Genomic DNA, 24,913 nt, shown 5'->3' with positions numbered 1-24,913 from the left:
CCTGTGACGAATGGCTGTCAATCACCCTTTACGTTAACGTCAACTTGAGCGAGAGTAGAGCCAGTTCTGAATGATCGGGGCTAGCCATATGCCTCGTTCCAACAACCCACTAATAAAGACAATAGGGGTCGTCATGGATCAACCCAGTGCAAGCCCGCAGCGCAGCTATACCCGTGGTTCACAGGACAAAGCCTTGCTGGCGATGACCATCGGCCAGGCGTTCGATAACACCGTCGCGCAGTATCCGACCGGGGAGGCGCTGGTCGTGCGCCATCAACAGTTGCGCTACACCTGGCAGCAACTGGCCGAAGCCGTGAACCTGCACGCCAGAGCCCTATTAGCGCTGGGCTTGCAGGCCGGTGACCGCCTCGGCATCTGGGCGCCAAATTGCGCCCAGTGGTGTATCAGCCAGTTCGCCAGCGCGAAAATCGGTGTGATTCTGGTCAACATCAACCCGGCCTATCGCAGCTCCGAACTCGAATACGTGTTGAAGCAATCCGGTTGCCAATGGCTGGTCTGCGCCGGTGCCTTCAAGACCTCCGACTATCACGGAATGCTGCAAGGTCTCGTTCCCGAGCTGGCTGAGCACTCCATCGGTAAGTTGCAGAGTGAACGACTGCCGGAACTGCGCGGTGTCATCAGCCTTGATGCTCAGCCGCCATCGGGTTTCCTGCCGTGGTCGCAATTGACCGATCTCGCGGGGAGCGTGTCGGCCGAGCAGTTGAGCGAACGTCAACACAGCCTGCATTTCGACCAGGCGGTGAACATCCAGTACACCTCCGGCACCACCGGTTTCCCGAAGGGGGCGACCCTCAGTCACTACAACATTCTGAACAACGGTTACATGGTTGGTGAAAGCCTCGGCCTGACCGCGAGTGATCGTCTGGTCATCCCGGTGCCGCTGTATCACTGCTTCGGCATGGTCATGGGCAACCTCGGTTGCATGACCCACGGCAGCACCATGATTTACCCCAACGATGCCTTCGATCCACTGCTGACATTGACCACCGTCGCCGAAGAAAAGGCCACCGCGCTTTACGGTGTACCGACCATGTTCATTGCCCTGCTCGATCAGCCCAAACGTGCTGAGTTCGATCTGTCGAGCCTGCGCACCGGGATCATGGCCGGGGCGACCTGTCCGATCGAAGTGATGCGTCGGGTCATCAGTGAAATGCACATGAGCGAAGTGCAGATTGCCTACGGCATGACGGAAACCAGCCCTGTGTCTTTGCAGACCGGTCCGTCAGACGAACTGGAATTGCGCGTCACCACCGTCGGTCGCACCCAACCACAACTGGAAAGCAAGATCATCGACGAGGCGGGCAATCTGGTGCCGCGCGGCACTATCGGTGAGCTGTGCACCCGCGGCTACAGCGTGATGCTCGGTTACTGGAACAACCCGCAAGGCACCGCCGAGGCCATCGATCAGGCCGGCTGGATGCACACCGGTGACCTGGCGAGCATGAACGACGAAGGCTACGTATGCATTGCCGGACGTAACAAGGACATGATCATCCGCGGCGGTGAGAATATTTACCCGCGGGAGCTGGAAGAGTTCTTCTTTACCCATCCGGCGGTGGCGGATGTGCAAGTGATCGGGATTCCGTGCTCGCGGTATGGCGAAGAGATTGTCGCCTGGATCAAATTCCATCCGGGCCACAGTGCTACCGAGCAGGAGCTGCAAACGTGGTGCAAGGAACGCATCGCGCACTTCAAGACACCGCGATACTTTAAGTTCGTCGATGAGTTTCCGATGACCGTGACCGGGAAGATCCAGAAGTTTCGGATGCGTGAGATCAGTATCGAGGAGTTGAAGGCCAACAACAGCTGACGACAATCCCCCGTGGGAGCGAACTCGCTCCCACGGGGTGGCGCTGGAAATTACAAACGCCAGAAAGCACAAAGGGGAGCCGAAGCTCCCCTTTAATTTTGTCGTTGCGCGTGCTCTTTTTTTATTATTGAGGGGCGGTCTGTTGTTGTTTTTGGAAACCGTGACCCTTTACCGCTGTTTTTGTCGATCCCCATCCGGGATCAAGAGCAAACGTATTTTTTTGAGCGCTGATCTACTTTTTCGCTAAGCGATCCAACCAGTTCGGGAGCTACCTGAAGGTAGTTTTATTGTTCTCTGCCCGGTTGCGGGTTACTCCGAAAAGCACCCTGAAAAGCACATCCTCTCCAAAAAAATCTGTTAGCTGCGTCTCTGCCGTGTTGTTTTTGTTATGTCAGAGTCGTTACGTCTTATTTTTATTAGGTTTGCCGCTTTTTTTGTTCTTGTTATGCAATAGAGATAGCAGAAGCCGTGCCAACTTTTAAAAATCATTTAAAATCAGTAAGTTGTGTTTTTGTTGGATTTTTCTGTCAGTCAAAATCCGACAATTTGTTTCCGTGTTACTCGGTTGCCCCCCACGATTCAGACGCAGCGGTAACACCCGGACGCCTCACTGTGCGCTACGAGCCTTGGCCACGCGCGAACCGGTCGCTCGCCCCAGCACCGCGCAAATCTGCTGACCGGCCAGAATCAAGGCGTCCAGGTCGATACCGGTCTCGATACCCAGGCCATTGAGCAGGTAAACCACGTCTTCAGTGGCAACGTTACCGCTGGCGCCCTTGGCGTACGGGCAGCCGCCGAGGCCGGCGATGGAGCTGTCGAACACCGAGATGCCTTCCAGCAGACTGGCGTAAATGTTGGCCATGGCCTGGCCATAGGTGTCGTGGAAGTGCCCGGCCAGTTTTTCACGGGGTACATCGGCCGAGACCACGTCGAACATCTTGCGGGTCGCGCCAGCGGTGCCGGTGCCGATGGTGTCGCCGAGGGAAACCTCATAGCAGCCCATCGCGTAGAGCTCGCGAGCGACCCGAGCGACTTGTGCAGGCGCAACGTTACCTTCGTAAGGGCAGCCCAGCACACAGGACACGTAACCTCGCACGCTGACACCGTGTTGCCTCGCGGCGTCCATGATCGGCACGAAACGCTCCAGGCTTTCGCTGATCGAGCAATTGATGTTGCGCTGGGAAAACGATTCCGACGCGGCAGCGAACACCGCGACTTCCTTGACCCCGGCCGCAATGGCGTCTTCAAACCCGCGCAGGTTGGGGGCGAGTGCACCATAAGTCACGCCAGACTTGCGCTGGATTTGCGCGAAGACGTCGGCGGAGCCGGCCATTTGCGGTACCCATTTGGGCGAAACGAAACTGCCGACTTCTATATAGGCGAGACCGGCGGCGGTTAGCGCGTCGACCAGTTGCACCTTGTCCGCAACGCTGATGGGTTGGGCTTCGTTTTGCAGACCGTCGCGCGGGCCGACTTCGACCAGGCGTACGTGAGTGGGTAGGGACATGGGAATCGACCTGTGCTGATTGTCTGAATGTTCAGAAAACCCTGTGGGAGCGAGCTTGCTCGCGATGAGGGGGTGACATTCAATATTGATGTTGGCTGACAGTCCGCCATCGCGAGCAAGCTCGCTCCCACAGGGGGCTGGTGAATCTACTGAACCACTTCCTGGCTCTTGATCGTCTGTTCCAGCGCCTGGGTGCAACGCTCCTGCGCGGTGTCCAGTTCCAGCTTCATCTGCTCGATGTCGAGCATTTGCTGCTCGAGCTGTTCACGACGTTCGGCGATTTTGGTCAGCATGGTTTGCAGCTGTTTCTGATTGCCGCCGGTGGGGTCGTAGAGTTCGATCAGCTCGCGGCATTCGGCCAGAGAGAAACCAATGCGCTTGCCCCGCAGGATCAGCTTCAGGCTGACCTTGTCGCGGGGCGAGTAGATGCGCTCCTGACCACGTCGCTCGGGGCTGAGCAGGCCTTGCTCTTCATAAAAGCGAATGGCCCGGGTGGTGATGTCGAGCTCGCGGGCGAGGTCGGAAATGCTATAGGTCTGGCTGCTCATGGAAGCGCTCGAAAAAGGTCATGGCGCTAAGCTAATGTCAGGTTGACGTTTACGTCAAGCATCGCGCCACGATCCTTCGTCTATCAGATGTTTCCTACACCTTATCGAGCTTCTTCTCATGTGCCGTTACCTGCTGGCACAACTCGATCATTTGCTCGCGCATCCAGCGGTTGGCCGGGTCCTGGTCGGTGCTTTCGTGCCAATAGAGGTGGGTTTCTACCGGCGGCACATCGTTGACCGGCAGGTTCACCGAGTACAGGTCATGGCGACGGGCAAAGCGTTCCGGCACGGTCATGACCATGTCGGTCTGCTGCAACACCTGGGATGCCATCAAGTAGTGCTGGGATCGCAGGGCGATCTTGCGCTGGATGCCCATTTTGCCCAAGGCCAGGTCGACATGGCCCAGACCGCTGCGGCGGCTGGAAATATGGATATGGGTCAGCGACAGGTAATCGTCGAGGGTGAATTTCTCTTTGCCCGCCAGCGGATGGCCCTTGCGCATGGCGCACACGTAACGGTCTTCCATCAACTTGACGTGGCGCACTTGCGGGTCAGTGTTGAGCGGTGCATCGACGGCGAAATCAAGACGCCCGGCCGCCAGTTCCTTGGTGGTTTCGCGGCGCTTGGACAGGAAGCTTTCGATGATCACCGTCGGCGCCAGGCGCCGCAGGCGCTGGAACAGTGGCGGCAGGATCACCGCTTCGGTGAGGTCGGTCATGCTGATGCGGTAGGTCTTGACCGCCTGCAGCGGGTTGAAAATACGGCTTTCCTGCACCGACACCCGCAGCAGGGAGAGGGCGTTGCGCACCGGCCCGATAATGTTCTGCGCCATGGGCGTCGGGACCATGCCCTGAGCGGTACGCACGAACAATGGATCATTGAAGGTCTCGCGCAGACGGGCCAGAGCGTTCGAGACCGCCGGTTGAGTAATGCCGACAATCTGCCCGGCGCGGGTCAGGTTGGCTTCGGTGTAGATCGCGTCGAAGACGATGAAAAGGTTGAGGTCGACCTTGCTCAGATTCATTGCGCTGCACTCTTATTGTTGGGCTCTCGATCAACCGATCATATATCGGTGATGAATGTTAATACACGCCGAGAATAGGCTAGGTAAATTTTCATAGCTGTTCTAGCATCGATTGCATGACCTGAACAACTCATCAAAACCCTCCGTTAAAAGGTAGAGCTGCCCATGGATTTCGCTTATTCGCCCAAGGTGCAAGAACTGCGTGAGCGCGTGACCGCGTTCATGGACACCTACGTTTATCCCGCCGAAGCGGTGTTCGAGCGCCAGGTCGCCGAGGGCGATCGCTGGCAGCCGACCGCAATCATGGAGGAGCTCAAACTCAAGGCCAAGGCTGAAGGTTTGTGGAATTTGTTTCTGCCTGAGTCCGAACTTGGCGCCGGCCTGACCAACCTCGAATACGCGCCGTTGGCAGAAATCATGGGTCGTTCGCTGCTGGGCCCCGAGCCGTTCAACTGCTCCGCGCCCGACACCGGCAACATGGAAGTGCTGGTGCGCTACGCCAATGAAGAACAGAAGCAACGCTGGCTCGAACCGCTGCTGCGCGGCGAAATCCGCTCGGCGTTCGCCATGACTGAACCGGACGTGGCCTCGTCCGACGCCACCAACATGGCCGCCCGCGCCGTGCGTGATGGCGACGAGTGGGTGATCAATGGCAAAAAATGGTGGACTTCAGGCGCCTGCGATCCACGCTGCAAGATTCTGATCTTCATGGGCCTGAGCGATCCTGACGCGCCGCGTCATGCGCAGCACTCGATGATTCTGGTGCCTGTGGATGCCCCGGGAGTGAGGATCGTTCGTCCGCTGCCCGTGTTCGGTTACGACGACGCACCTCACGGCCACGCCGAAGTGCTGTTCGAAAACGTCCGTGTGCCGTACGAAAACGTCCTGTTGGGCGAAGGACGCGGCTTCGAAATCGCTCAGGGTCGCCTTGGCCCGGGACGGATTCACCACTGCATGCGTTCAATCGGCATGGCCGAACGTGCGTTGGAACTGATGTGCAAACGGGCGGTAACCCGTACTGCGTTCGGTAAACCTTTGGCACGTCTGGGCGGGAACATCGACAAAATCGCCGACTCGCGGATGGAAATCGACATGGCACGCCTGCTGACGTTGAAAGCGGCGTACATGATGGACACCGTCGGCAACAAGATTGCGAAGAGCGAAATCGCTCAGATCAAGGTTGTCGCGCCGAACGTGGCCTTGCGGGTGATCGACCGGGCGATCCAGATCCATGGCGGAGCAGGGGTTTCCAACGATTTCCCACTGGCCTACATGTACGCGATGCAGCGCACCCTGCGCCTGGCCGACGGCCCGGACGAAGTGCACCGTGCGGCGATCGGCAAATTCGAGATCGGCAAGTACGTGCCCAAAGAAATGTTGCGCAACAGCCACTGATAATGTGGGAGCGAGCAAGCTCGCTCCCACAGGTTCGGTTCGTCAGTCGAACATTGGCAACCCGTAGAATGCTCGCGCACACGCCGTGCTGTGAGCGGCCAGATCTTCTTCGCTCTCCCCACGATGCAACGCCACTTCCCGCAACACTTCGGTCAGATACGCCGGTTCGTTGCGACCATTCTTCGGTTTGGGTCGCAGACTGCGTGGCAACAGATACGGCGCATCGCTCTCCAGCATTAACCGTCCCCGCTTGATCTCTTTCACCAACGGGTGCAGGTGCGTGCCCCGGCGCTCATCACAAATCCAGCCGGTGATACCGATGTGCAAATCCAGATCGAGGTAACTGAACAGCGCCTTCTTTTCGCCCGTGAAGCAATGCACCACAGCGGCTGGCAATTGATCACGGTAATCGCGAAGGATTTCCAGCAATCGCTGGCTGGCATCGCGCTCGTGGAGGAACACCGGCAATTGCAGCTCGACCGCCAACTCCAAGTGCTTTTCCAAGACTTTTTCCTGCTGCGGGCGCGGCGAGAAATCACGATTGAAATCCAGCCCGCATTCACCCACCGCCACGACGTTTGGCTCCTTGAGCAAACTGCGCAGACGCTGGGCGCTGTCGGCGTTCCAGTCGCTGGCGCAGTGGGGATGAATGCCGGCGGTGGCGAACAGTAGTTGAGCCGTTTCATCCAGTTGCCGGCACAGTTCCAGCGCCTGCTCGCTGCCTTCGACACTGGTGCCGGTGAGCACCAATTGGCAGACCCCGGCAGCGTAGGCGCGGTCGAGTACAGCCTGGTGTTTGTCGGCAAAACTGGGGTTGGTCAGGTTGACGCCGATATCGATGAGTTGCATGGTGCTACCTCGGACCAAAGGCCGGAAAGCATATCAGAGCTGTAGATTTATAAGAAAAGCCAAGAACTACAACGAGTTATAGCTGTCTCTTGATGCCGCGAGACAGGTCAGGGTGGCTTGGGTGCCATCACTGTGCCAGTCTTTCGCACTTTGCCAGCGCTCACGGCGCTCTGTTTCTGTCGTTCGATTTCATGAAAATTCTTGAGATCGGCCCAGTATCCTTTCTGGAGAGTGGATGATACGTCCCTCGGCTTTGCTACTGCTGTGTTGTTCGTTGCTGCTGCCGATGCCGGCGGTTGCGCGTCTGGCCGGGCCGCTGCAAGCCGTGCCTTCGACTAAAACGCGGGACTTGGCGGAGATCCGCAGCAGTCGTGTGTTGCGGGTGCTGGTCAACCAGAGCCGCAACAGCTCCGGCGAAGTTCAGGGCCAGGCCATCGGTGTTGAGTACCACCGCTTGCGTGCCTTCGAGCAATACCTCAACGGTCAAGCCCGTGACGGTCAGGAAATTACCCTCAAGATCATTCCCAAGGGCAAGGATCAACTGATCGGCGCTTTGCAGCGCGGCGAGGGTGACCTGGTCGCACCGGGGGAACTGCTGGACCTGCAACCGGGCCACGCGGTCAGCACCAGTGAACCGATTGCCAGCAACATCCCGTTGATATTGGTCGGGATCAAAGGCGAGCGACGTTACACCCGTCTCGAACAACTCTCTGGCAAAACCCTGGCGTTGCCCACCGGCAGTGCCGCTGGGGACGCGGTCAGCCAGATCAATCAAAAGCTCGCGCTGCTTAAACTGCCACCGGTGACCATCGAGTGGGTCGATCCCAGTCTGGCGGTCGAGGACGTGCTGGAGATGGTCCAGGGCGGAATCTTTCACCTGACGATCGTCGAGCAACCCATTGCCGAGCGCTGGGGCAAGATTCTGCCCAAATTGCGTTTCGATCGGCAGGTGCTCATCAGTGAGCCGGGCGAAGAATTCTGGTTCGTGCGCCGCGACGCCTCAATGTTGCGCGCGAGCATTGATCGCTTCCTGACCGGTTACAAAAAACCATCGGATCAGGATGCCGCGTTCCTGCGGATCTATCGACGTCTGTATCAAGTGCACTATCCATTGGCCAAGGCGGATCGGCAGCGCCTCGAGAAACTTCGGCCGTTGCTGCAGAAACACGCCGAAGCCCAAGGCATGGACTGGTTGAATCTGGCGGCCCTGGCGTTCAAGGAATCGGCCCTGCAACCCAATGCCCGCAGTGGCAGCGGCCCTACCGGCCTGATGCAGATTTCCCCGTCCGCCGCCCAGCGGGTGGGGGTCAACAACATTCAGAATCTCGACGCCAATGTGCAGGCCGGGGCCAAGTACCTGGCGATGATTCGTCGCAAGTTCTTTGCCAGCCCCAAACTCAACGAGCGCGAGCGCATGGCGTTCGTGCTGGCGGCCTACAACATGGGGCCGGAGCGGGTTCAGGGCATGCGTGCCGAGGCTCGTCGGCGTGGTTTGAATCCCAATCAGTGGTTCTTCCAGGTCGAACGCATCGCCATGGAGCAGGTGGGAATGGGCGCCGTCAGCTATGTTAATAGCGTGAACAAGTATTACTTGGCGTTCGATCGGGAGCGGGAGTCGTTGGAGCCCCAAGGGCAGAAAGTTGTCTCACGTAAATAATCGAATAAACTGATTGTTATGGCGAATATATTGCGCTTTTAGCATGAGATTTATTGATTAATATAGCGGCCAACCAACACACACTGACAACGGATGACACAGCATGAGCACACTGATCAACAAGGTACTGTTTACCCGCGCTGGCTACGGCCTGACTGTCTTGCGGATCTTCGTCGGCATCATCTTCGCTGCCCACGGCTCGCAGAAACTTTTCGGGGCGTTCGGTGGTTACGGTCTGGCGGGCACCGCGCAGTACATGGAAAGCATCGGCCTGGCGCCGGGCTATCTGATGGCGACGCTGGCGGGCGGTACCGAGTTCTTCGCCGGTCTGGCCTTGATCATCGGCTTGTTGGTTCGTCCGGCAGCGCTCGGCCTGATCTTCCTCTCGCTGGTGGCCATTTTCTCGGTGCACCTCCCTAACGGTCTGTTCATGGCCAACAACGGTTATGAATTCGCCCTGGCGCTGCTCGGTGGCAGCGTCGCGGTGCTGATCGAGGGCGCCGGCAAGCTCTCGGCTGACCGCGCTATCGCTGGCTGACCGCTTTGGCTCAATGAAAAGGCCCGCATTGCGCGGGCCTTTTTGTTGCTCGTCATTCTTGACACTGCCCGGTCAGCTTCTCTAGGATGCTGCCCATGCGCCGATTTAAACAGCTACTTGCGGGGCGCCAGGTGACTCATCCAGTTGCCGATAGAAGCTTGAAACAGGCTTCGAAATACCGCTAAAGCGCTGGTTCGGTGTTGCCTCTCACCTGCCATGCAGAAATTTGAGGCAGAGACACGACACAATGAATGCACTAAGCCCCGTTATACGCCCCGCGCCGATCACGGCACACCTCACCCAGCGCAATCCAAAAATCCTGCTTGGCGGTAAACATCAGCCGACGCTCTTGCGTTATCTCGATGGCTGGCCACGTCGCACCGGTGGGCCTGCGGCCTTCCTGATCCAGTTTGTCGAAGAGGGTGAGTCGCTGGCCCGATTTGCCAGCGACAGTTTCGATCTGGCGGTGATTCAATCGCCCAACGCCACAGATGCCCCCGAAGTGATCAAACAACTGATTCGCGTTGCCCGACAGGGGCTGATTACCCGCCGTTGAGGTTTAGAGCGCTGCGGCTCAAAGGTAGTCGATCGCCACGATATACACGCACTGCTCACCGGTCGGTGTCTGGACCCGAACTTCGGCGTCCAGCGCCTTGCCGATCAGGGCGCGGGCCAGCGGTGAGTCGATGCTGATCAGACCTTGTTTCAAGTCCAGCTCATCTGGCCCGACGATGCGATAGCGTGACTCTTTGCCGTCCTCGTCTTCAATCGTGACCCAGGCGCCAAAATAGACTTTGTTCGGATCGCTCGGTCTTTCGCTGACGACTTTGAGTGCTTCCAGCCGCTTGGTGAGAAAACGTACGCGACTGTCGATCTCGCGCAGCATCTTTTTGCCGTAGGTGTATTCAGCGTTTTCCGAGCGATCGCCCTGGGCTGCGGCCTCGCTGACTGACTGTGTCACCTGCGGTCGCCGAACATGCCAGAGCTCATGAAACTCGGCCCGCATCCGCGCTTCACCTTCGGGGGTAATCAGCGCGGTGCCGGCGGTGCGGGGAGGGCGATAACGGCTCATGGCAACTTCTTGTGGTAGAGAGAGCTTGAGTCTATCAACCCTCGCGCAAGACTGTCAGGGGGCTGGCGTTCAGCGCTCGGCGCGTACCAAACACGCCGGCTCCCCCGATCAGTACCGCACCGATCAGTGGCAGCACCAACAACCACGGATGCGGGTGCCACGGCAGGTCGAAGGCGTAGCGGTAGAGCACCAGACTCACCAGTTCCGAACCCAGCGCTGCCAACAATCCGCTGACCGCTCCAAGCAAACCGAACTCGATCCGCCGGGCCTTGACCAACAATTGCCGCTCGGCCCCCAGGGCTCGCAACAAGGCACCTTGGCGAATGCGTTCATCGAGCGTCGCCTGCAAGCCTGAAAACAACACCGCCATCCCCGCCGCCAACACGAACAACAGCACGTACTCCACCGCCAGGGTGACTTGGGCGAGGATGCTGCGCAGCTGTTCGAGCAAGGCTTCGACTTGCAAGATGGTCACCGCCGGAAACGCCCGGGACAGATCCACGATCTGCTGATCATGACCGGCTGCCAGATAAAAACTGGTCAGATAGGTCGCAGGCAGATCCTTCAGTGTGCCGGGCTGGAAGATCATGAAGAAGTTAGGCTGGAAGTTGTCCCAGTTGATCTCCCGCAGACTGGTGACTTTCGCTTCGCGATTGACGCCGCCCACGGTAAAGACCATGTGATCGCCGAGCTTGAGCTTCAGGCTTTCGGCGACTTTACCTTCTACCGATACGCCGGGAATTTCGTCCGGCGTCTGTTCGGCCCACCAGTTGCCTGCCGTGAGCTTGTTGCCCGCCGGTAAATCCGCCGCCCAGGTCAGGCTCAGGTCGCGCTGGATCGCTCGATCACCGGCCGAATCCTTGCTGACGATTTCCTGCACTGGCTCGCCGTTGACGCTGATCAGCCGTCCAGGTACCACCGGGTATAGCGGCGCCGATTGCGCTGACAACTTGATCAGGTGATCGATGAACGCCTGTTTGTCCGCCGGCAGGATGTTCAGCGCGAAATAGTTGGGCGCGTTTTTCGGTAGCTGGTTCTGCCAGGTGTCCAGCAACTCGCCGCGCAGCAATGCGATCAGCGCCATGGACAGCAGAATCAAACCGAAGGCCAGGGATTGCCCCGCGGCCGCCAGTGGATGACGCAGCAGTTGGCCCAGCCCGAGGCGCCACGGCAAAGAGGCGCGCGCCAGCATTCGGCGCAGACTCTTCAGAAGCAGCAACAGCAAGCCTCCAAGCACCAATGCTGCGATCACACCGCCACCGAGCAGGGCGAAGGTCAATACCAGGTCCAGGCTCAGACGCCACATGATCAGCCCGAGGGCGCCCAATGCCGCGCCGTAGACCATCCAAGTGCTAGAGGGAATTGGCAGCATGTCCCGACGCAATACCCGCAATGGCGGAACCCGGCCCAGTGCCGCCAGTGGCGGCAAGGCAAAACCGGCCAACGCTACCAATCCGGTGCCGATCCCGGCGATGGCAGGAAACAGGCCACCCGCTGGAACGTCGGTCGGTAATAAATCATGCAGCAGCGCGAACAGACCCAGCTGCGCGAACCAGCCGATCAGCGCGCCGCTGATACTGGCGAGCAGTCCGAGCACCGTCAGCTGCAAACTGAACAGCACCATGGTTTCCCGTCGGGACAGCCCCAGGCAACGCAGCAGTGCACTGGCATCGAATCGGCGGGTGGCGAAGCGCGTCGCCGACAGCGCTACTGCCACACCGGATAACAGAACCGCCACCAGACTGGCCATGTTCAAGTAACGCTCGGCCTTGCCCAAGGCACCGCCGATCTGTCGGTTGCCATCGCGGGCATCCTGCAAACGCTGGTTGGCGGCCAGGCCGGGCTTGATCAATTGACGATAGGTTTCCAGCGCCTCGGCTTTACCGCGCCAGAGTTCGCGGTAACTGACCCGGCTGCCGGGTTGCACCACGCCGGTCGCGGCGAGGTCGCTGAGGTTGATCAGCACCCGCGGCGTCAGGCTGTAGAAATTGCCGGCGCGGTCCGGTTCGTAGGTCAGCACTCGCGCCAGTTTGAGGGTTCGCATGCCGACGTCGATGCTGTCGCCGATCTTCAAATCCAGTGCGGTCAGCAGTCGCGCTTCGACCCAGGCTTCGCCGGGTTTCGGTCCGCCACCAGTTTCTTCCGGGGCGAAGGGCGCCGGGGCACTTTTCAGTTCGCCGCGTAGTGGGTAGACGTCGTCGGCAGCCTTGATGCTGGACAACTGAATGCCATTGTCAGTGGCGATGACACTGGAGAATTCCACCACTTGAGCGTGTTCGAGGCCCAGCTCCGTGCCGCTTTTAATTTGTTCGGGCCGTGCCGGTGAACTGCCTTCGAGCAACAGGTCGGCGCCGAGAAACTCGGTGGCGCGCAGCATCATGGCACCGTTCAGACGGGCGCCGAAGTAGCCGATGGCGGTACTCGCGGCGACGGCGACCAGTAAGGCGAAAAACAACACGCGCAACTCACCGGCGCGGGCGTCGCGCAGCAGTTGGCGGATGGCAAGACTGAACAGGCGCAACAGCGGCAGGCGTGCCATCAAGGCTCCAGAGGGGCGACCAGCAGGCCGGCTTCAAGGCGGATCAGGCGCCGGCAGCGATGTGCCAGGCGTTCGTCGTGGGTCACCAGTACCAGGGTTGTGCCGCGTTCCTGGTTGAGTTCGAACAGCAGATCGCTGATGCGCTCGCCGGTGTGGCTGTCGAGGTTGCCGGTGGGTTCGTCGGCAAACAGCACATCGGGTTCGGCGGCAAACGCACGGGCAATCGCCACGCGTTGCTGCTCGCCACCCGAAAGCTGGCGTGGCGAATGGGTCAGTCGCTGGCCCAGGCCGACCCGTTGCAGCAGCTCGGTGGCGCGTTCCCGGGCGTCTTTGCGGCCATCGAGCTCCAGCGGCAGCATCACGTTTTCCAGGGCGTTGAGGCTGTCGAGCAGCTGAAAGGACTGAAACACAAACCCAACATGCTCGGCGCGGATGCGGGCGCGCTGGTCTTCATCGAGATTGCTCAGGGCTTGCCCGGCGAGGGTGACGTCGCCACTGCTCGGCAGATCGAGGCCAGCGAGCAAGCCGAGGAGGGTGGACTTGCCGGAACCGGAGGCGCCAACGATGGCCAGGCTGTCTCCCTTGTTCAGTTCCAGGCTGAGTTCGTGCAGGATAGTCAGTTCACCTTCCGCGCTGGGAACCACTTTGCTGAGGTTCTTCGCGGTGAGAATGCTTGCGCCCATGGAGAATCCGATGCGTGTGTGGTTTTTGAGTGCTGGCCTGGCCTTGATGTGCATGGCCCAGAACGCAGCGGCGGGTACAGTCCTGATCGTTGGCGATAGTATCAGCGCGGGTTTCGGACTGGATACCCGGTTGGGGTGGGTCTCCCTGCTTGAGCAACGGCTCAAGCGCGAAGGTTTCGACGATAAGGTGGTCAACGCGTCCATCAGCGGCGACACCAGCGCCGGAGGCCAGGCGCGCCTGCCCGCGCTGCTTGCAGAGCATAAGCCTGAGTTGGTAATCCTCGAATTGGGCGGCAATGATGGCCTGCGCGGATTGCTGCCAACGCAATTGCAACAAAACCTTGCAGCAATGATCGACAGCTCCCGCGCCAGTGGCGCCAAGGTGCTGCTGCTCGGCATGCAATTGCCACCCAACTACGGCGTTCGTTATACCGAGGCCTTCGCGAAGGTCTACAGCACGCTGGCCGAAGAGAAAAAGATCCCGCTGGTGCCGTTTTTTCTCGACGGCGTGGGCGGCCATCCGGACTTGATGCAGTCCGACGGCTTGCACCCGGCTGCCGGGGCTCAGGACAAGTTGCTGGAAAATGTCTGGCCTACACTGAAACCGCTGCTTTGAAGCTTTTCTAGCGGCGGTGTTTCGGCTAAGGTGGCGCCCCCGATTTGGAGCCCCCGATGCCGCGTCCTGCCTGGTCACTTTTTGCCTACCAACTGATCGAGCCTGACGAACAGCTGGATCTGTTCGCCTGCCAGGAAGTGCGGGTGCATCTGGTGACCCGTCAACTGGAGTTGGGCGGCTCGGCGGACCGAACCTTGTGCGGCAGCCTGCTGCCGGCGCAACCGCGCTGGTCGAGCGTCGATCGCCGAGTTTTCCAGGATCAGCGCCTGTGCTCGCTGTGTCGTGCAATCCTTGAATCGCAAAAACGCGGCACGTCGCCTATCTGGCCGGAACTGCGTTTCGAGCTTTAGAGCCCGATAGATTGCTTGCTATCGGTCAACTCCCCGATTTTCCAGGCGTCGGTGTACAATCCCATTTTTATACCCTTGTCGATCATGCGAAGGATTTTCCGGATGTTGCCGCGCTTTCCTGCCGTCACCCGCTACCTGTCTCTCGCCGCCCTCTGTGTGGCGGGTCCCGTAGCAGCATTGGAGCTGCCCCTGCCACCGCCCGGTGAAGACATCGTCGGTCAGGTCCAGGTAATCAAGGCCAAGTTCGAAGACACCTTCGCTGACCTTGGCACCACCTACGATCTGGGCTATTCGGAAATGGTCGCGGCCAACCCGGGCGTCGATCCATGGTTGCCGGGCGCTGGCACCGAAGTGGTGCTGCCGACACGCTTCATCCTGCCGCCGGGCCCGCGTGAAGGCATCGTTATCAACCTGGCCGAGTACCGCCTTTACTACTTCCCGAAAGGCCGGAACGTGGTGTACACCTTCCCGCTGGGTATCGGCCGTGAAGGCTGGGGCTCGCCGATTGCCCATACCAGCATCACGGCCAAGACGCCGAACCCGACCTGGACCCCTCCAGCGTCGATCAAGGCCGAGCACGCCGCCGATGGCGATCCACTGCCGAACGTGGTGCCGGCCGGCCCGGACAACCCGCTGGGGCCGTTCAAGTTCACGCTGGGCACGCCGGGCTACCTGATCCACGGTTCGAACAAGAAGTTCGGCATCGGCATGCGCACCAGCCACGGTTGCTTCCGCATGTTCAACAACAACGTGCTGGAAATGGCGAGCATGGTGCCGGTAGGCACGTCGGTGCGCATTATCAGCGATCCGTACAAGTTCGGTGTCAGTGGCGGCAAGGTGTATCTGGAAGCGCACACGCCGCTGGACGATAAGGGCAACCCTTCTGTGGTCGACAAACACACCGCGGTGATCAACGCGATGCTCAAGCGTGAGGACATCACCAACAACCTGCGCATGAACTGGGATGTGGTCCGCGACGTGGTTGCCGCCGAAGATGGTCTGCCAGTGGAAATCGGAGCGCCGAACTCCTCGGCGCCGATGGTGACGAGCGCGCCGATCGACCCGTTGCAGTAATGCCTGAACAGAACCCGCCGACGCTGACTGCGCCGGCGGGTTTTTTATGGCCTGGACAAAACGCCGGGCAATAAAAAAGCCGACCCAAAAAATGGGTCGGCTTGATAACAATCCCGAAGGATTATTACTTGCGGCTAGCTTTGTCCAGCATGCGCAGAGCACGCTCGTTAGCTTCGTCAGCAGTCTGTTGTGCTTTTTGAGCAGCAGCCATAGCTTCATCAGCTTTACGGTAAGCTTCGTCTGCACGAGCTTGGGAGCGAGCTGCTGCGTCTTCAGTAGCGGTCAGACGTGCTTCGGTTTCTTTCGATACGCTGCTGCAACCGGTAGCCAGAACTGCGGCCAGAGCCAGAGCAGAGAATTTCAGAACGTTGTTCATCGTGTTCCCCTTCAAGGACTTTCTATTAAGTTAGCTGTCTCCTCAGAGTGAGGAAATAGCCGGCGTACATACTACCCATTACTTGTCGTAAGTAAACTGACGTAAAGCAAGAAGCCAAAAAAATTGTAGGCGTTGATTCTTTTTCGAGCAACTTTTAACTGCATTGTTTAAAAAATATCCAGCTGGGAGGCCCGAACTGAGCGAGCCGCCAAAGAAAAGTTCCGCGAGCGCAGGGCTCTTTTCTCCGTCTTGGCTAAAGTCTGTCTAGATGGATTCGTCCACACTTTTGTTCGGATTTTGCGTGGCGCCTCTCATATCTTTCTCCATGTTCAGGTGACTTTAACAAAGGGCGCTCGTCTTAAGTCTCAACATCCGGCAATGTTCAGGCTGTCGACCTGCAGAGATCTTGGTCGAGCCGTCTCTGCGTAACCCGGAGCAGCACCCCCGCCACCAGCGTGATGACGAGCGTATCTTGAGCATTTCTGCCAATGGTGCCTACTATTTGATACGTGCTCGGTTGCGCGAGATGGGTGCAGTTCTTCTCGGTGTCCATTCAGGCACGGGGTGGCGTAGATGTTCCTTCGCCGGAAAAACATCGGTAAGGTAGGGGTCAGAATTCCAGACCCGCGAGGAGTAGTGATGAGCGAGGCGTTGTCCATCCACCATGACCAGGCTGGTCATCAGTTCGAGACCAATGTGGACGGTCATCGTGCCTACCTGACCTATATGGATCTGGGGAAACAGACCCTGGATATCTATCGCACCTTTGTGCCCAACGCGCTGCGTGGTCGCGGCATTGCAGCAGCCTTGACCGAGAAGGCGTTGGAGTACGCTGAAGAAATGGGTTACACCGTCATTCCATCGTGTTCCTACGTGGAACGCTACATGGAACGCCACCAGCGGCATGCAGCCAAGCTGAGCCAGTAACCTTTCAAAGAATCGAACGCATAAAAAAACGCCGGGTCAAGCCCGGCGTTTTTTTGTTCTGCGGAAAGTGATCAGCTGCGATCGCGTTTCGGCAGCACGTCCTTGAGCTTGGCATACATGCTGCGCAAGGTGGTTTCGGTGGCGTTCCAGTCGATGCAGGCATCGGTGATCGACACGCCGTATTGCAGGTCGGCGAGGTCTTTCGGGATCGCCTGGCAACCCCAGTTCAGGTGACTTTCGACCATCAGGCCGATGATCGACTGGTTGCCTTCGAGGATCTGGTTGGCGACGTTCTCCATCACCAGCGGTTGCAGGGCCGGGTCCTTGTTGGAGTTGGCGTGGCTGCAATCGACCATGATGTTCGGCTTGATCTTCGCTTTGTTCAGCGCCTGCTCGCAGAGTGCGACGCTGACCGAATCGTAGTTCGGCTTGCCGTTGCCGCCGCGCAGTACCACGTGACCGTAGGCGTTGCCCTTGGTGGTGACGATCGACACGCCACCTTCCTGGTTGATGCCCAGGAAGCGGTGAGGGCTGGAAACCGATTGCAGGGCGTTGATGGCGACCGTCAGGCCGCCGTCGGTGCCGTTCTTGAAGCCGACTGCCGAGGACAGGCCGGAGGCCATTTCACGGTGAGTCTGGGATTCGGTGGTGCGTGCACCGATGGCCGACCAGCTGATCAGGTCCTGCAAGTACTGCGGGGAGATCGGGTCGAGGGCTTCAGTCGCGGTCGGCAGGCCCATCTCGGCCAGGTCCAGCAACAATTGACGACCGATGTGCAGGCCGTCCTGAATCTTGAAGGAGTCGTCCAGGTACGGATCGTTGATCAAGCCTTTCCAGCCGACGGTGGTGCGTGGCTTCTCGAAATACACGCGCATGACCAGATACAGGGTATCGGACACTTCTGCCGCCAGCGCCTTCAGGCGCTCGGCGTATTCGTGGGCTGCCTTGATGTCGTGGATCGAGCAAGGCCCGATGACAACAAACAGGCGGTGGTCGGTGCCATCAAGAATGTTGCGAATGACTTCGCGGCCCTTGGTGACAGTGCGCAGGGCAGCGTCGCTCAGAGGGATTTCACGCTTGAGCTGATCTGGAGTGATCAGCGTCTCGTTGGAGGCGACGTTTAGGTCGTTGATCGGTAAATCAGCCATCGTTTACTCGTCAGGTCACGGGTGCCGGCCGCCAGCGAACCCGCGCGGCGGAGCACAGCAAATTAAGCGCGTCGGGGAGCAGAACCTTAGCGCGTTACACCGTGGCTCGACAATGGGTAGACAGCGGTTTAATCCAGCACAGCCTGCGCAAATGCCCTGTGAACCGTGTCGTGAGAGAACTCGTCGGCATGCTCCTGGACCCATTCGAGGGCCAGGGCCTGAATATCCTTCAGCTCGTCATGTGCGTCATGCAGGCGGCAATAACGTTCGATCTGGCACACCTGCTCGCCCATCCGGGCACTGAACATCATCTGTTCGTCAACAAAGGCAATGCCTACCAGATAGCCGCGCTTACGGCGCAGGCACCAGGCTACATAGCCCAGAAAACGCATATCGGGGTTCAAGGTCGGGATGCGAATTTCCAGCGCCGTACCGTGGCGCCACGCCCGGTGATAATTGCAAGCCATGCCCCCGAGGCTGATAGTGTGCAGCTGTTGCCGTGAAATACACTCAGGTTTGAGCAACGTTAATTCGACGGGCACATCGTCAGGGTGAGGAATAAAACGTCCCATGAACACGGACTCCATGTGTCGGCCATCTGACATTGTTCCACCCAGTATAGTGGTCGAATTGGAACTGACTGATTTCGACGCCGACCAACGGCTGCTGGCGATGAGCGGTGTATCGCTGGTCATTTTCACCAGCGTCGGCTGCGCCAGTTGCCGTTTTGCCCGTGAGCAATTGCCACGACTCGATCTGGACGTCGATCGGTTGTGCTGGATTGATGCCGGGAACAATGGCGGGGTGGTCGAGCGTTATCAGGTTTTTTATTTGCCGGCGCTGTTTGTGGTGCGCGACGGTGAATTCTTCGGGGCACTAAAGTCGCGCCTGACCCGCACCGAGCTCAATGACGCGGTGGGTCAGGCGTTGAGTCGAATTGCAGAGGAGTTGCCATGATGGGGGCAGTGACCAAACCGACAATCGGTATTATTGGAACCGGCGCGATCGGCGGTTTCTACGGGTTAATGCTGGCGCGTGCCGGTTTCGATGTGCATTTTCTGTTACGCAGTGAGTTCTCAGCGGTGGCCGAGCGCGGGTTGCAGCTCGACAGTGCGGTGCACGGCGCGCTGACGTTGAAACCGGTCCAGGCCTATTCAAGTGCAGAAGACATGCCGCCCTGTGACTGGTTGCTGGTGGGCGCGAAAACCACCAGTAACGCGCAATTGGCACCGACGATCATTCAAGCAGCCTCCCCAAATGCCAAAGTGTTGTTGCTGCAAAATGGCCTGGACGTTGAGGACAGTCTGCGAGCGTTGCTCCCCGATTCGCTGCACGTACTCGGTGGGCTCTGCTATATCTGCGTTCATCGCGACGGACCAGGCTTCATCACCCATCAGGCGCTCGGCGCGGTGAATGTTGGCTATCACAGCGGCCCTGCAACTGATGAGCAGGCGCGCATGGCGATTGTCGAGGAGGGCGCCGGGCTGTTCCGCGCCGCGGGCATCGACTCTCAGGCCATGCCGAACCTGCACCAGGCGCGCTGGCAAAAACTGGTCTGGAATATCCCTTACAACGGTCTATCGGTTCTGCTCGGGGCAAGCACCACGCCGTTGATGGCCGATGCCGACAGTCGGGAACTGATCAAGGCTTTGATGGCTGAAGTTGTTCAGGGCGCAATCGCCTGCGGTCACGACGTACCGGCCGGTTATGCCGATCATCTGTTCATGGTGACCGAGAAAATGCCGGACTATTGGCCGAGCATGTACCACGATTTTCTGCACAAACGACCGCTTGAACTGGAGGCGATTTACGCCCGGCCACTGGCGGCAGCCAAGGCCGCAGGATGCGAGTTGCCGCGAATCGAAGCCTTGTATCGCAGTTTGAGTTTTATCGATCGACGTAACACCTGAGTCGATCATCCTGAGGGGGAAGGGCATGGCAAAAACTATCGACGACAAACTGGTGCTGGCGATTTCTTCGCGTGCGCTGTTCGACCTGAGCGAAAGCCACAAGGTCTATCTGTCGAGCGGTGTCGAGGCCTATCGGCAATATCAGATCGAACACGAAGACGAAATCCTCGAGCCTGGTGATGCATTCCCGTTGGTACAAAAACTTCTCAACTTGAACACCAGCCTCGGCCGCGCCCGGGTCGAGGTAATCCTGGTGTCGCGCAACAGTGCCGACACCGGCCTGCGGGTGTTCAATTCGATCCACCACTATGGCCTGGCGATTTCCCGCGCGGCGTTTGTCGGCGGACGCAGTCCTTATCCGTACCTCAAGGCGTTTGGCTGCGACCTGTTTCTCTCGACGCATGCCGAAGACGTGCGCAGTGCACTGGATGCCGGGTTCGCCGCGGCGACCATTCTGTCGGGTGGCGCCAGCCGTGCGGCCAGTGATGAACTGCGTATTGCTTTTGATGGTGACGCGGTGCTGTTTTCCGACGAATCGGAGCGTGTTTATCAGTCCGGTGGTCTGGAAGCGTTTCAAGCCAGCGAGCGTGAGGCCGCCCGCGAGCCTTTGCGCGGTGGGCCGTTCAAAGGCTTCCTCGCCGCCCTCAATCTGTTGCAGCGCGAGTTCCCGGAAGACGCCTGTCCGATCCGCACCGCGTTGGTGACGGCGCGGTCGGCGCCGGCCCATGAGCGAGTGATCCGTACGTTGCGCGAATGGGATATTCGTCTGGACGAGTCGCTGTTTCTCGGCGGCCTGACCAAATCGGCGTTTCTCGAAGCCTTTGCCGCCGACGTGTTTTTCGACGATCAGGCCGGTCATTGCGAGTTGGCCCGCGAGGTGGTCGCTACCGGCCACGTGCCGCACGGCATAAGCAACGAGCAAAAGGTTTAAGCCCACGGTTCAACGCGTTACGCGGGACGTCGTACTCGACAAGGCACTGCTAAGCTGAATCAATCTCCGCCATGTTGGAACTCAAGGAGGTCATATGATTCATTCGATGCTGTACGCCACTGACCTCGGCCTGTACGCACCTTTAGTGATGCAGCATGCCTTGGCGCTGGCGCGAACATTCAATGCCGATCTCTACGTGGTGCATGCCGTTGAACCGATGGGGCTGTTTGCCGAATCGGTGCTTCAGAGTTACCTCGATGAGCAGGCGTTGAATGAGTTTCACAGCCAAGGCTTGAACACGGTGATTGCCAACATCGAGCAGCGGGTACTCGACAGCTTTCGTGAAGAGTTGGGGGATGAAGGGTCGCAGGACCTGGAGCGGATCAAAGCAGTGCGGGTGCTTCAGGGCGATCCGTCACAGGTGATTCTCGACCAGGCGCAGAAACTCTCCGTGGATTTGTTGATCGTAGGTAGTCATAGCCATGGTGCTGGCGCGGAAACGCCTTTAGGCCGGACTGCAGCGCGGGTGTTGCAACTGTCTCGGGTACCGGTCTATCTGGTACCGCTGGTGGAACGTCGTCGCCAAGGGGATCGTTAGTGTCCTGCCTCGCGTATTCACGAGGCAGGACACCAGAACACGAATAGTGGCAGTCTGATAAAAAAGTTCTAGATTTATTCTTCAAACCATTAATATAGTTATATACCGTCGCTGATGCCCGTGGCGTCTACCTGCTTTGAGGGATTCATATGAAGCTTCAACAATTGCGCTACATCTGGGAAGTGGCGCACCACGACCTCAACGTTTCCGCTACAGCCCAAAGCCTTTACACGTCGCAACCGGGCATCAGTAAGCAGATCCGACTGCTGGAAGACGAATTGGGGGTCGAGGTTTTCGCTCGCAGCGGCAAGCACCTGACCCGCGTCACCCCGGCCGGCGAGCGAATTATCACCACCGCCGGCGAGATCCTGCGCAAGGTTGAAAGCATCAAGCAGATCGCCCAGGAGTTCTCCAACGAGAAGAAAGGCACCCTTTCGATCGCCACCACGCACACCCAGGCGCGTTATGCGTTGCCACCCGTGATCAGCAATTTCATCAAGCAATACCCGGACGTTGCCCTGCATATGCACCAGGGTTCGCCGATGCAGATCGCAGAAATGGCCGCTGACGGCACCGTGGATTTCGCCATTGCCACCGAAGCGCTGGAGCTGTTCGGTGATCTGGTGATGATGCCGTGCTATCGCTGGAACCGCTGCGTGGTCGTGCCTCAGGGCCACCCGCTGACCAAGCTGTCGAAGCTGACCCTGGAAGCGCTGGCCGAATACCCGATCGTGACGTACGTGTTCGGTTTCACCGGCCGTTCGAAACTCGACGAAGCCTTTAGCCATCGCGGCCTGACGCCGAAAGTGGTGTTCACCGCCGCCGACGCCGACGTGATCAAGACTTACGTTCGCCTGGGGCTGGGCGTGGGTATCGTGGCGAAAATGGCGGTCGATGCCAAACTCGATAGCGATCTGGTCATGCTTGATGCCAGCGATTTGTTCGAATCCAGCATTACTAAAATCGGTTTCCGTCGCGGCACGTTCCTGCGTGGTTTCATGTGCGACTTCATCGAGAAGTTCGCCCCGCACCTGACCCGCGAAGTCATGGCCAAGGCCATTCAGTGCCACAACAAGCAGGAACTGGAAGAGCTGTTCGATGGCGTCGAACTGCCGGTGCATTAATCTCCCGCGTTAAACCACCTCGGTAACAGAAAACTGTTGCCGAGCACCCGCCACCAGAATCTCCACCTCGTCCCCTTCGAACTTGCCCAGCAGGCTTTTGCCTAGCGGTGAGCGGGGGGTGATGACGGTAATCCATTGCCCCACCAGGTCGACCTTCAAACCCGCTGCGTCGGGGGCCAGAAACAACCATTGCTCACGACCCTTTTCGTCTTCCAGACCGAGCAGGGCACCGACTTCGATGCCGCGCTGATCATCGTAAGGGCGCAGCGTCAGGTTCTGGCAAAGCGTCAGTGACTGCCTGATTTCCTCCACCCGTTTTGCCTGCCCGGCTGCCAGATAAGACGCCTCCAGCCCTAGTGTGTCGTACTTGTTCTCGGCGATGTTTTCTTCGTGGGTCGCGGTTTCGTAAGCGGTTTGTGCGGCGCGCTCGGCGATGTCGAGGTCGATCCGCAGCTTGTCGAGAATCAGTTGGTGGACGGTCGGCTTGTGCATAGAGAGCTTCTTGATCAATCGCAGAATTGCTGGACGTTGGCGCGGCTTTTTTCGCTCGGTGCAGTCTGGTCCTGTTGCAACCAGAACTGGCATTTGGGGTTCGATAAATTGCGGTTGCTGCTGCGGGCCTGATCAAGCCTTTGCTGTTGCTCGTTCTTGCGCAGGTTCTCTTCGTACTGTTCGAACAACGGACTCTGCGGTGGAATCTCCGGTGCCGGTTGCACCACCACCGGTGGCTTGGCCAGTTGCTGCACGGCTTCAGCTACGGGCGCCAGCTGCTCGCTGAACAACAGTCGGGAGGCAAGCCAGCACGTCAGCGCGATCGCGATAAACCCCAGCCACACACCCAGGGCAATGCTGCCGGTCAGTTGCAAGGCGTTGAGCTGGATCGGCAACGGGCGTCGCGGGTTGGGACGGTAGGGCATGGCTGCCTCCTGGCGGGTGGTCGCGGGCGAGTGGCGATTGTCGCATGAAGATTAATCGCCGTCGGCTCTTCTGCACGGGGTAATTTATGAGGACAATCGGCGCCTTTGCCAACGGGAGCCTGGAATGCCTGAAATGCCTCAAGTAAAAAACTGCTGGCGCTGGGATATTTTCTGCACGGTAGTCGACAACTTTGGCGACATCGGCGTGACCTGGCGTCTGGCCCGACAACTGGTGGCCGAACATTCGGTGGCAGTGCGACTGTGGGTCGATGATCTGCGAGCTTTCGAGCGTTTGTGTCCGGAAATCGACGTTAACGCCTCACAGCAATGGCAGCAGGGCGTCGAAGTGCGTCAGTGGACGGCCGGCTGGCAGCCCACTGAAGCCGCTGATGTGGTGATCGCCGCGTTCGCCTGCCAATTGCCGAGTGCTTACATGGAGGCCATGGCCGAGCGGGAAAAACCGCCGCTGTGGATGAATCTCGACTATCTGAGTGCCGAGGACTGGATCGTCGGCTGCCACGGCCTGCCGTCGGTAAAGTACAAGAGCGTACAAAAAATCTTTTTCTTCCCGGGGTTCCAGAAGGGCACGGGTGGCTTGCTGCGTGAAAGTGGATTGCTGGAGCGTCGTCAGCAGTTTCAGCAAAACCCCGAGGCCCAGCGAGATTTCCTGCAGGGTTTAGGGATTGATCGTGCGCAAGGTGCGCAGTTGATCTCGCTATTTGCCTACGAAAATAACGGGCTGGCCAGCTGGCTCGACGCAATGGCTGCCGACTCGACGCCCACTCATCTGCTGGTTCCCGAAGGTCGGATTCTTGGGGATGTCGAACGTTGGCTCGGTGTGGACGGTTTGGTGGCCGGCGCGGTGCATGTGCGCGATGCCTTGACCGTTCAAGTGCTGCCGTTCGTCCGACAGGACCAATATGACCTGTTGCTGTGGTGCTGCGATTTCAATGCCGTGCGCGGCGAAGATTCCTTTGTTCGCGCCCAATGGGCAGGCCGGCCGCTGCTCTGGCACATCTATCAACAGGACGAAGACATCCATCTGGACAAGCTTGACGCCTTCCTCGCTCTGTACACCAACGGCCTGTCCGAGCCTGCCGGCGAGGCGATCAGCGGTCTTTGGCGGGCATGGAATGCGGGTGACAATATGACCGGGCACTGGCAATCGACCCGAAAACACTGGCCAGAACTGCAAAAACACGCCGAAGCGTGGTGTCTGGAACAGGCTTTGCAGGCGGATCTTGCCGCAGCGCTGGTACAGTTTTATGTAAATTGGATATGATACGCGGCCTAGATTTT

The 24,913-nt window shown here is 58.8% G+C and carries 27 protein-coding genes; 15 read left to right on the top strand and 12 right to left on the bottom strand.

Annotation, left to right across the window (positions count from 1 at the left end):
* Positions 1-133 precede the first annotated feature (133 nt).
* On the top strand, positions 134-1,831 hold the full coding sequence (locus MO767_RS13135; RefSeq protein WP_282480832.1) for an AMP-binding protein: 1,698 nt from the start codon (positions 134-136) through the stop codon (positions 1,829-1,831).
* A 607-nt stretch (positions 1,832-2,438) separates the two neighbouring features.
* Here the strand turns inward: MO767_RS13135 and MO767_RS13130 are convergent.
* From MO767_RS13130 to MO767_RS13120, 3 genes are all read right to left on the bottom strand, one after another.
* A complete protein-coding gene (locus MO767_RS13130) occupies positions 2,439-3,338 on the bottom strand; it encodes a hydroxymethylglutaryl-CoA lyase (protein WP_282480831.1) in 900 nt (299 codons plus the stop codon).
* 146 nt (positions 3,339-3,484) lie between these two features.
* Entirely contained in the window at positions 3,485-3,886 is a 402-nt protein-coding gene (locus MO767_RS13125) for a MerR family DNA-binding transcriptional regulator (protein ID WP_282376513.1), read from the bottom strand.
* 94 nt (positions 3,887-3,980) lie between these two features.
* Positions 3,981-4,910 (bottom strand): LysR family transcriptional regulator, encoded by a 930-nt coding sequence (locus MO767_RS13120; protein ID WP_008148497.1) that lies wholly within the window; start codon positions 4,908-4,910, stop codon positions 3,981-3,983.
* 165 nt (positions 4,911-5,075) lie between these two features.
* Between MO767_RS13120 and MO767_RS13115 the strand changes: the two genes are divergently transcribed.
* Positions 5,076-6,305 carry an acyl-CoA dehydrogenase gene (locus MO767_RS13115; protein WP_282480830.1) on the top strand — a complete coding sequence of 410 codons (1,230 nt, stop codon included), beginning with the start codon at positions 5,076-5,078 and terminating at the stop codon, positions 6,303-6,305.
* 42 nt (positions 6,306-6,347) lie between these two features.
* Here MO767_RS13115 and MO767_RS13110 read toward each other — a convergent pair whose 3' ends face one another.
* Positions 6,348-7,154, bottom strand: a complete 807-nt coding sequence (locus MO767_RS13110) for a TatD family hydrolase (protein ID WP_282480829.1) — start codon at positions 7,152-7,154, stop codon at positions 6,348-6,350.
* Between the two features lie 235 nt (positions 7,155-7,389).
* Here MO767_RS13110 and MO767_RS13105 point away from each other — a divergent pair, with 235 nt between their 5' ends.
* The 3 genes from MO767_RS13105 (at position 7,390) to MO767_RS13095 (ending at position 9,905) form a co-directional block, all read left to right on the top strand.
* A complete protein-coding gene (locus tag MO767_RS13105; RefSeq protein WP_282480828.1) occupies positions 7,390-8,811 on the top strand; it encodes a transglycosylase SLT domain-containing protein in 1,422 nt (473 codons plus the stop codon).
* Between the two features lie 103 nt (positions 8,812-8,914).
* Positions 8,915-9,349, top strand: a complete 435-nt coding sequence (locus MO767_RS13100; RefSeq protein ID WP_282480827.1) for a DoxX family protein — start codon at positions 8,915-8,917, stop codon at positions 9,347-9,349.
* Between the two features lie 247 nt (positions 9,350-9,596).
* Positions 9,597-9,905 (top strand): class I SAM-dependent methyltransferase, encoded by a 309-nt coding sequence (locus tag MO767_RS13095; RefSeq protein ID WP_282480826.1) that lies wholly within the window; start codon positions 9,597-9,599, stop codon positions 9,903-9,905.
* A gap of 18 nt (positions 9,906-9,923) precedes the next feature.
* Here MO767_RS13095 and greB read toward each other — a convergent pair whose 3' ends face one another.
* From greB to MO767_RS13080, 3 genes are read right to left on the bottom strand one after another with little or no spacing between them, the layout of a single operon-like run.
* Positions 9,924-10,421: a transcription elongation factor GreB gene (greB, locus tag MO767_RS13090; RefSeq protein WP_282480825.1), complete on the bottom strand. Its 498-nt coding sequence runs from the start codon at positions 10,419-10,421 to the stop codon at positions 9,924-9,926.
* 34 nt (positions 10,422-10,455) lie between these two features.
* Positions 10,456-12,960, bottom strand: a complete 2,505-nt coding sequence (locus tag MO767_RS13085) for an ABC transporter permease (protein ID WP_282480824.1) — start codon at positions 12,958-12,960, stop codon at positions 10,456-10,458.
* Positions 12,960-13,643, bottom strand: a complete 684-nt coding sequence (locus tag MO767_RS13080) for an ABC transporter ATP-binding protein (RefSeq protein ID WP_033057202.1) — start codon at positions 13,641-13,643, stop codon at positions 12,960-12,962. The genes MO767_RS13085 and MO767_RS13080 overlap by 1 nt, the downstream gene beginning before the upstream one ends.
* A gap of 10 nt (positions 13,644-13,653) precedes the next feature.
* On the opposite strand from MO767_RS13080, the gene MO767_RS13075 reads away from it, so the two are divergent.
* The 3 genes from MO767_RS13075 to MO767_RS13065 all read left to right on the top strand — a co-directional run bounded on the left by MO767_RS13075 (position 13,654) and on the right by MO767_RS13065 (position 15,683).
* Entirely contained in the window at positions 13,654-14,259 is a 606-nt protein-coding gene (locus MO767_RS13075; RefSeq protein WP_008148512.1) for an arylesterase, read from the top strand.
* Between the two features lie 56 nt (positions 14,260-14,315).
* Positions 14,316-14,609, top strand: a complete 294-nt coding sequence (locus tag MO767_RS13070) for a hypothetical protein (protein WP_003226812.1) — start codon at positions 14,316-14,318, stop codon at positions 14,607-14,609.
* A 102-nt stretch (positions 14,610-14,711) separates the two neighbouring features.
* Positions 14,712-15,683: a L,D-transpeptidase family protein gene (locus tag MO767_RS13065; RefSeq protein WP_282480823.1), complete on the top strand. Its 972-nt coding sequence runs from the start codon at positions 14,712-14,714 to the stop codon at positions 15,681-15,683.
* 124 nt (positions 15,684-15,807) lie between these two features.
* On the opposite strand, the gene MO767_RS13060 is transcribed toward MO767_RS13065, so the two are convergent.
* A complete protein-coding gene (locus MO767_RS13060) occupies positions 15,808-16,059 on the bottom strand; it encodes an Lpp/OprI family alanine-zipper lipoprotein (protein WP_003347084.1) in 252 nt (83 codons plus the stop codon).
* 639 nt (positions 16,060-16,698) lie between these two features.
* Between MO767_RS13060 and MO767_RS13055 the strand changes: the two genes are divergently transcribed.
* The gene (locus MO767_RS13055; RefSeq protein WP_008057026.1) at positions 16,699-16,986 is read left to right on the top strand and encodes a GNAT family N-acetyltransferase; all 288 of its coding nucleotides are present in this window, start codon (positions 16,699-16,701) and stop codon (positions 16,984-16,986) included.
* Positions 16,987-17,057: 71 nt separating this feature from the next.
* Here the strand turns inward: MO767_RS13055 and MO767_RS13050 are convergent, their stop codons facing one another.
* A complete protein-coding gene (locus MO767_RS13050) occupies positions 17,058-18,134 on the bottom strand; it encodes a 3-deoxy-7-phosphoheptulonate synthase (RefSeq protein WP_282480822.1) in 1,077 nt (358 codons plus the stop codon).
* Between the two features lie 128 nt (positions 18,135-18,262).
* A complete protein-coding gene (locus MO767_RS13045) occupies positions 18,263-18,706 on the bottom strand; it encodes a PilZ domain-containing protein (protein WP_282480821.1) in 444 nt (147 codons plus the stop codon).
* Here MO767_RS13045 and MO767_RS13040 point away from each other — a divergent pair.
* From MO767_RS13040 to cysB, 5 genes are all read left to right on the top strand, one after another.
* Positions 18,705-19,091, top strand: a complete 387-nt coding sequence (locus MO767_RS13040) for a thioredoxin family protein (protein WP_282480820.1) — start codon at positions 18,705-18,707, stop codon at positions 19,089-19,091. The two genes, MO767_RS13045 and MO767_RS13040, sit on opposite strands and share 2 nt — an antisense overlap.
* Positions 19,088-20,044: a putative 2-dehydropantoate 2-reductase gene (locus MO767_RS13035; RefSeq protein WP_282480819.1), complete on the top strand. Its 957-nt coding sequence runs from the start codon at positions 19,088-19,090 to the stop codon at positions 20,042-20,044. The genes MO767_RS13040 and MO767_RS13035 overlap by 4 nt, the downstream gene beginning before the upstream one ends.
* A 25-nt stretch (positions 20,045-20,069) precedes the next feature.
* Positions 20,070-20,975 carry a 5'-nucleotidase gene (locus tag MO767_RS13030; RefSeq protein WP_008148545.1) on the top strand — a complete coding sequence of 302 codons (906 nt, stop codon included), beginning with the start codon at positions 20,070-20,072 and terminating at the stop codon, positions 20,973-20,975.
* Positions 20,976-21,069: 94 nt separating this feature from the next.
* The gene (locus tag MO767_RS13025) at positions 21,070-21,573 is read left to right on the top strand and encodes a universal stress protein (RefSeq protein WP_129436980.1); all 504 of its coding nucleotides are present in this window, start codon (positions 21,070-21,072) and stop codon (positions 21,571-21,573) included.
* Between the two features lie 149 nt (positions 21,574-21,722).
* A complete protein-coding gene (cysB, locus tag MO767_RS13020; RefSeq protein WP_008148549.1) occupies positions 21,723-22,697 on the top strand; it encodes an HTH-type transcriptional regulator CysB in 975 nt (324 codons plus the stop codon).
* 9 nt (positions 22,698-22,706) lie between these two features.
* On the opposite strand, the gene MO767_RS13015 is transcribed toward cysB, so the two are convergent.
* Both MO767_RS13015 and MO767_RS13010 read right to left on the bottom strand, forming a co-directional pair.
* Complete coding sequence (locus tag MO767_RS13015; protein WP_056740335.1) at positions 22,707-23,189, bottom strand: GreA/GreB family elongation factor; 483 nt, start codon at positions 23,187-23,189, stop codon at positions 22,707-22,709.
* A gap of 14 nt (positions 23,190-23,203) precedes the next feature.
* A complete protein-coding gene (locus MO767_RS13010; protein ID WP_282480818.1) occupies positions 23,204-23,614 on the bottom strand; it encodes a hypothetical protein in 411 nt (136 codons plus the stop codon).
* Positions 23,615-23,738: 124 nt separating this feature from the next.
* On the opposite strand from MO767_RS13010, the gene earP reads away from it, so the two are divergent.
* Complete coding sequence (gene earP, locus MO767_RS13005) at positions 23,739-24,896, top strand: elongation factor P maturation arginine rhamnosyltransferase EarP (RefSeq protein WP_282480817.1); 1,158 nt, start codon at positions 23,739-23,741, stop codon at positions 24,894-24,896.
* Positions 24,897-24,913: the final 17 nt, after the last annotated feature.

Source organism: Pseudomonas sp. UYIF39, assembly GCF_029963765.1.
Taxonomy (GTDB): Bacteria; Pseudomonadota; Gammaproteobacteria; order Pseudomonadales; family Pseudomonadaceae; genus Aquipseudomonas.
This window is presented reverse-complemented; position numbering and strand designations above follow the sequence as displayed.

What these genes read in the sequence shown, in the direction of transcription:
- MO767_RS13095 (WP_282480826.1), top strand. Translation starts at nt 9,597, where the DNA reads ATGAATGCACTAAGCCCCGTTATACGCCCCGCGCCGATCACGGCACAC.
- MO767_RS13010 (WP_282480818.1), bottom strand. Translation starts at nt 23,614, where the DNA reads ATGCCCTACCGTCCCAACCCGCGACGCCCGTTGCCGATCCAGCTCAAC.
- MO767_RS13110 (WP_282480829.1), bottom strand. Translation starts at nt 7,154, where the DNA reads ATGCAACTCATCGATATCGGCGTCAACCTGACCAACCCCAGTTTTGCC.
- MO767_RS13015 (WP_056740335.1), bottom strand. Translation starts at nt 23,189, where the DNA reads ATGCACAAGCCGACCGTCCACCAACTGATTCTCGACAAGCTGCGGATC.
- cysB (WP_008148549.1), top strand. Translation starts at nt 21,723, where the DNA reads ATGAAGCTTCAACAATTGCGCTACATCTGGGAAGTGGCGCACCACGAC.
- MO767_RS13130 (WP_282480831.1), bottom strand. Translation starts at nt 3,338, where the DNA reads ATGTCCCTACCCACTCACGTACGCCTGGTCGAAGTCGGCCCGCGCGAC.
- MO767_RS13055 (WP_008057026.1), top strand. Translation starts at nt 16,699, where the DNA reads ATGAGCGAGGCGTTGTCCATCCACCATGACCAGGCTGGTCATCAGTTC.
- MO767_RS13030 (WP_008148545.1), top strand. Translation starts at nt 20,070, where the DNA reads ATGGCAAAAACTATCGACGACAAACTGGTGCTGGCGATTTCTTCGCGT.
- MO767_RS13065 (WP_282480823.1), top strand. Translation starts at nt 14,712, where the DNA reads ATGTTGCCGCGCTTTCCTGCCGTCACCCGCTACCTGTCTCTCGCCGCC.
- MO767_RS13025 (WP_129436980.1), top strand. Translation starts at nt 21,070, where the DNA reads ATGATTCATTCGATGCTGTACGCCACTGACCTCGGCCTGTACGCACCT.
- MO767_RS13060 (WP_003347084.1), bottom strand. Translation starts at nt 16,059, where the DNA reads ATGAACAACGTTCTGAAATTCTCTGCTCTGGCTCTGGCCGCAGTTCTG.
- MO767_RS13135 (WP_282480832.1), top strand. Translation starts at nt 134, where the DNA reads ATGGATCAACCCAGTGCAAGCCCGCAGCGCAGCTATACCCGTGGTTCA.
- greB (WP_282480825.1), bottom strand. Translation starts at nt 10,421, where the DNA reads ATGAGCCGTTATCGCCCTCCCCGCACCGCCGGCACCGCGCTGATTACC.
- MO767_RS13085 (WP_282480824.1), bottom strand. Translation starts at nt 12,960, where the DNA reads ATGGCACGCCTGCCGCTGTTGCGCCTGTTCAGTCTTGCCATCCGCCAA.
- MO767_RS13040 (WP_282480820.1), top strand. Translation starts at nt 18,705, where the DNA reads ATGAACACGGACTCCATGTGTCGGCCATCTGACATTGTTCCACCCAGT.
- earP (WP_282480817.1), top strand. Translation starts at nt 23,739, where the DNA reads ATGCCTGAAATGCCTCAAGTAAAAAACTGCTGGCGCTGGGATATTTTC.
- MO767_RS13120 (WP_008148497.1), bottom strand. Translation starts at nt 4,910, where the DNA reads ATGAATCTGAGCAAGGTCGACCTCAACCTTTTCATCGTCTTCGACGCG.
- MO767_RS13075 (WP_008148512.1), top strand. Translation starts at nt 13,654, where the DNA reads ATGCGTGTGTGGTTTTTGAGTGCTGGCCTGGCCTTGATGTGCATGGCC.
- MO767_RS13045 (WP_282480821.1), bottom strand. Translation starts at nt 18,706, where the DNA reads ATGGGACGTTTTATTCCTCACCCTGACGATGTGCCCGTCGAATTAACG.
- MO767_RS13080 (WP_033057202.1), bottom strand. Translation starts at nt 13,643, where the DNA reads ATGGGCGCAAGCATTCTCACCGCGAAGAACCTCAGCAAAGTGGTTCCC.
- MO767_RS13070 (WP_003226812.1), top strand. Translation starts at nt 14,316, where the DNA reads ATGCCGCGTCCTGCCTGGTCACTTTTTGCCTACCAACTGATCGAGCCT.
- MO767_RS13125 (WP_282376513.1), bottom strand. Translation starts at nt 3,886, where the DNA reads ATGAGCAGCCAGACCTATAGCATTTCCGACCTCGCCCGCGAGCTCGAC.
- MO767_RS13115 (WP_282480830.1), top strand. Translation starts at nt 5,076, where the DNA reads ATGGATTTCGCTTATTCGCCCAAGGTGCAAGAACTGCGTGAGCGCGTG.
- MO767_RS13105 (WP_282480828.1), top strand. Translation starts at nt 7,390, where the DNA reads ATGATACGTCCCTCGGCTTTGCTACTGCTGTGTTGTTCGTTGCTGCTG.
- MO767_RS13050 (WP_282480822.1), bottom strand. Translation starts at nt 18,134, where the DNA reads ATGGCTGATTTACCGATCAACGACCTAAACGTCGCCTCCAACGAGACG.
- MO767_RS13035 (WP_282480819.1), top strand. Translation starts at nt 19,088, where the DNA reads ATGATGGGGGCAGTGACCAAACCGACAATCGGTATTATTGGAACCGGC.
- MO767_RS13100 (WP_282480827.1), top strand. Translation starts at nt 8,915, where the DNA reads ATGAGCACACTGATCAACAAGGTACTGTTTACCCGCGCTGGCTACGGC.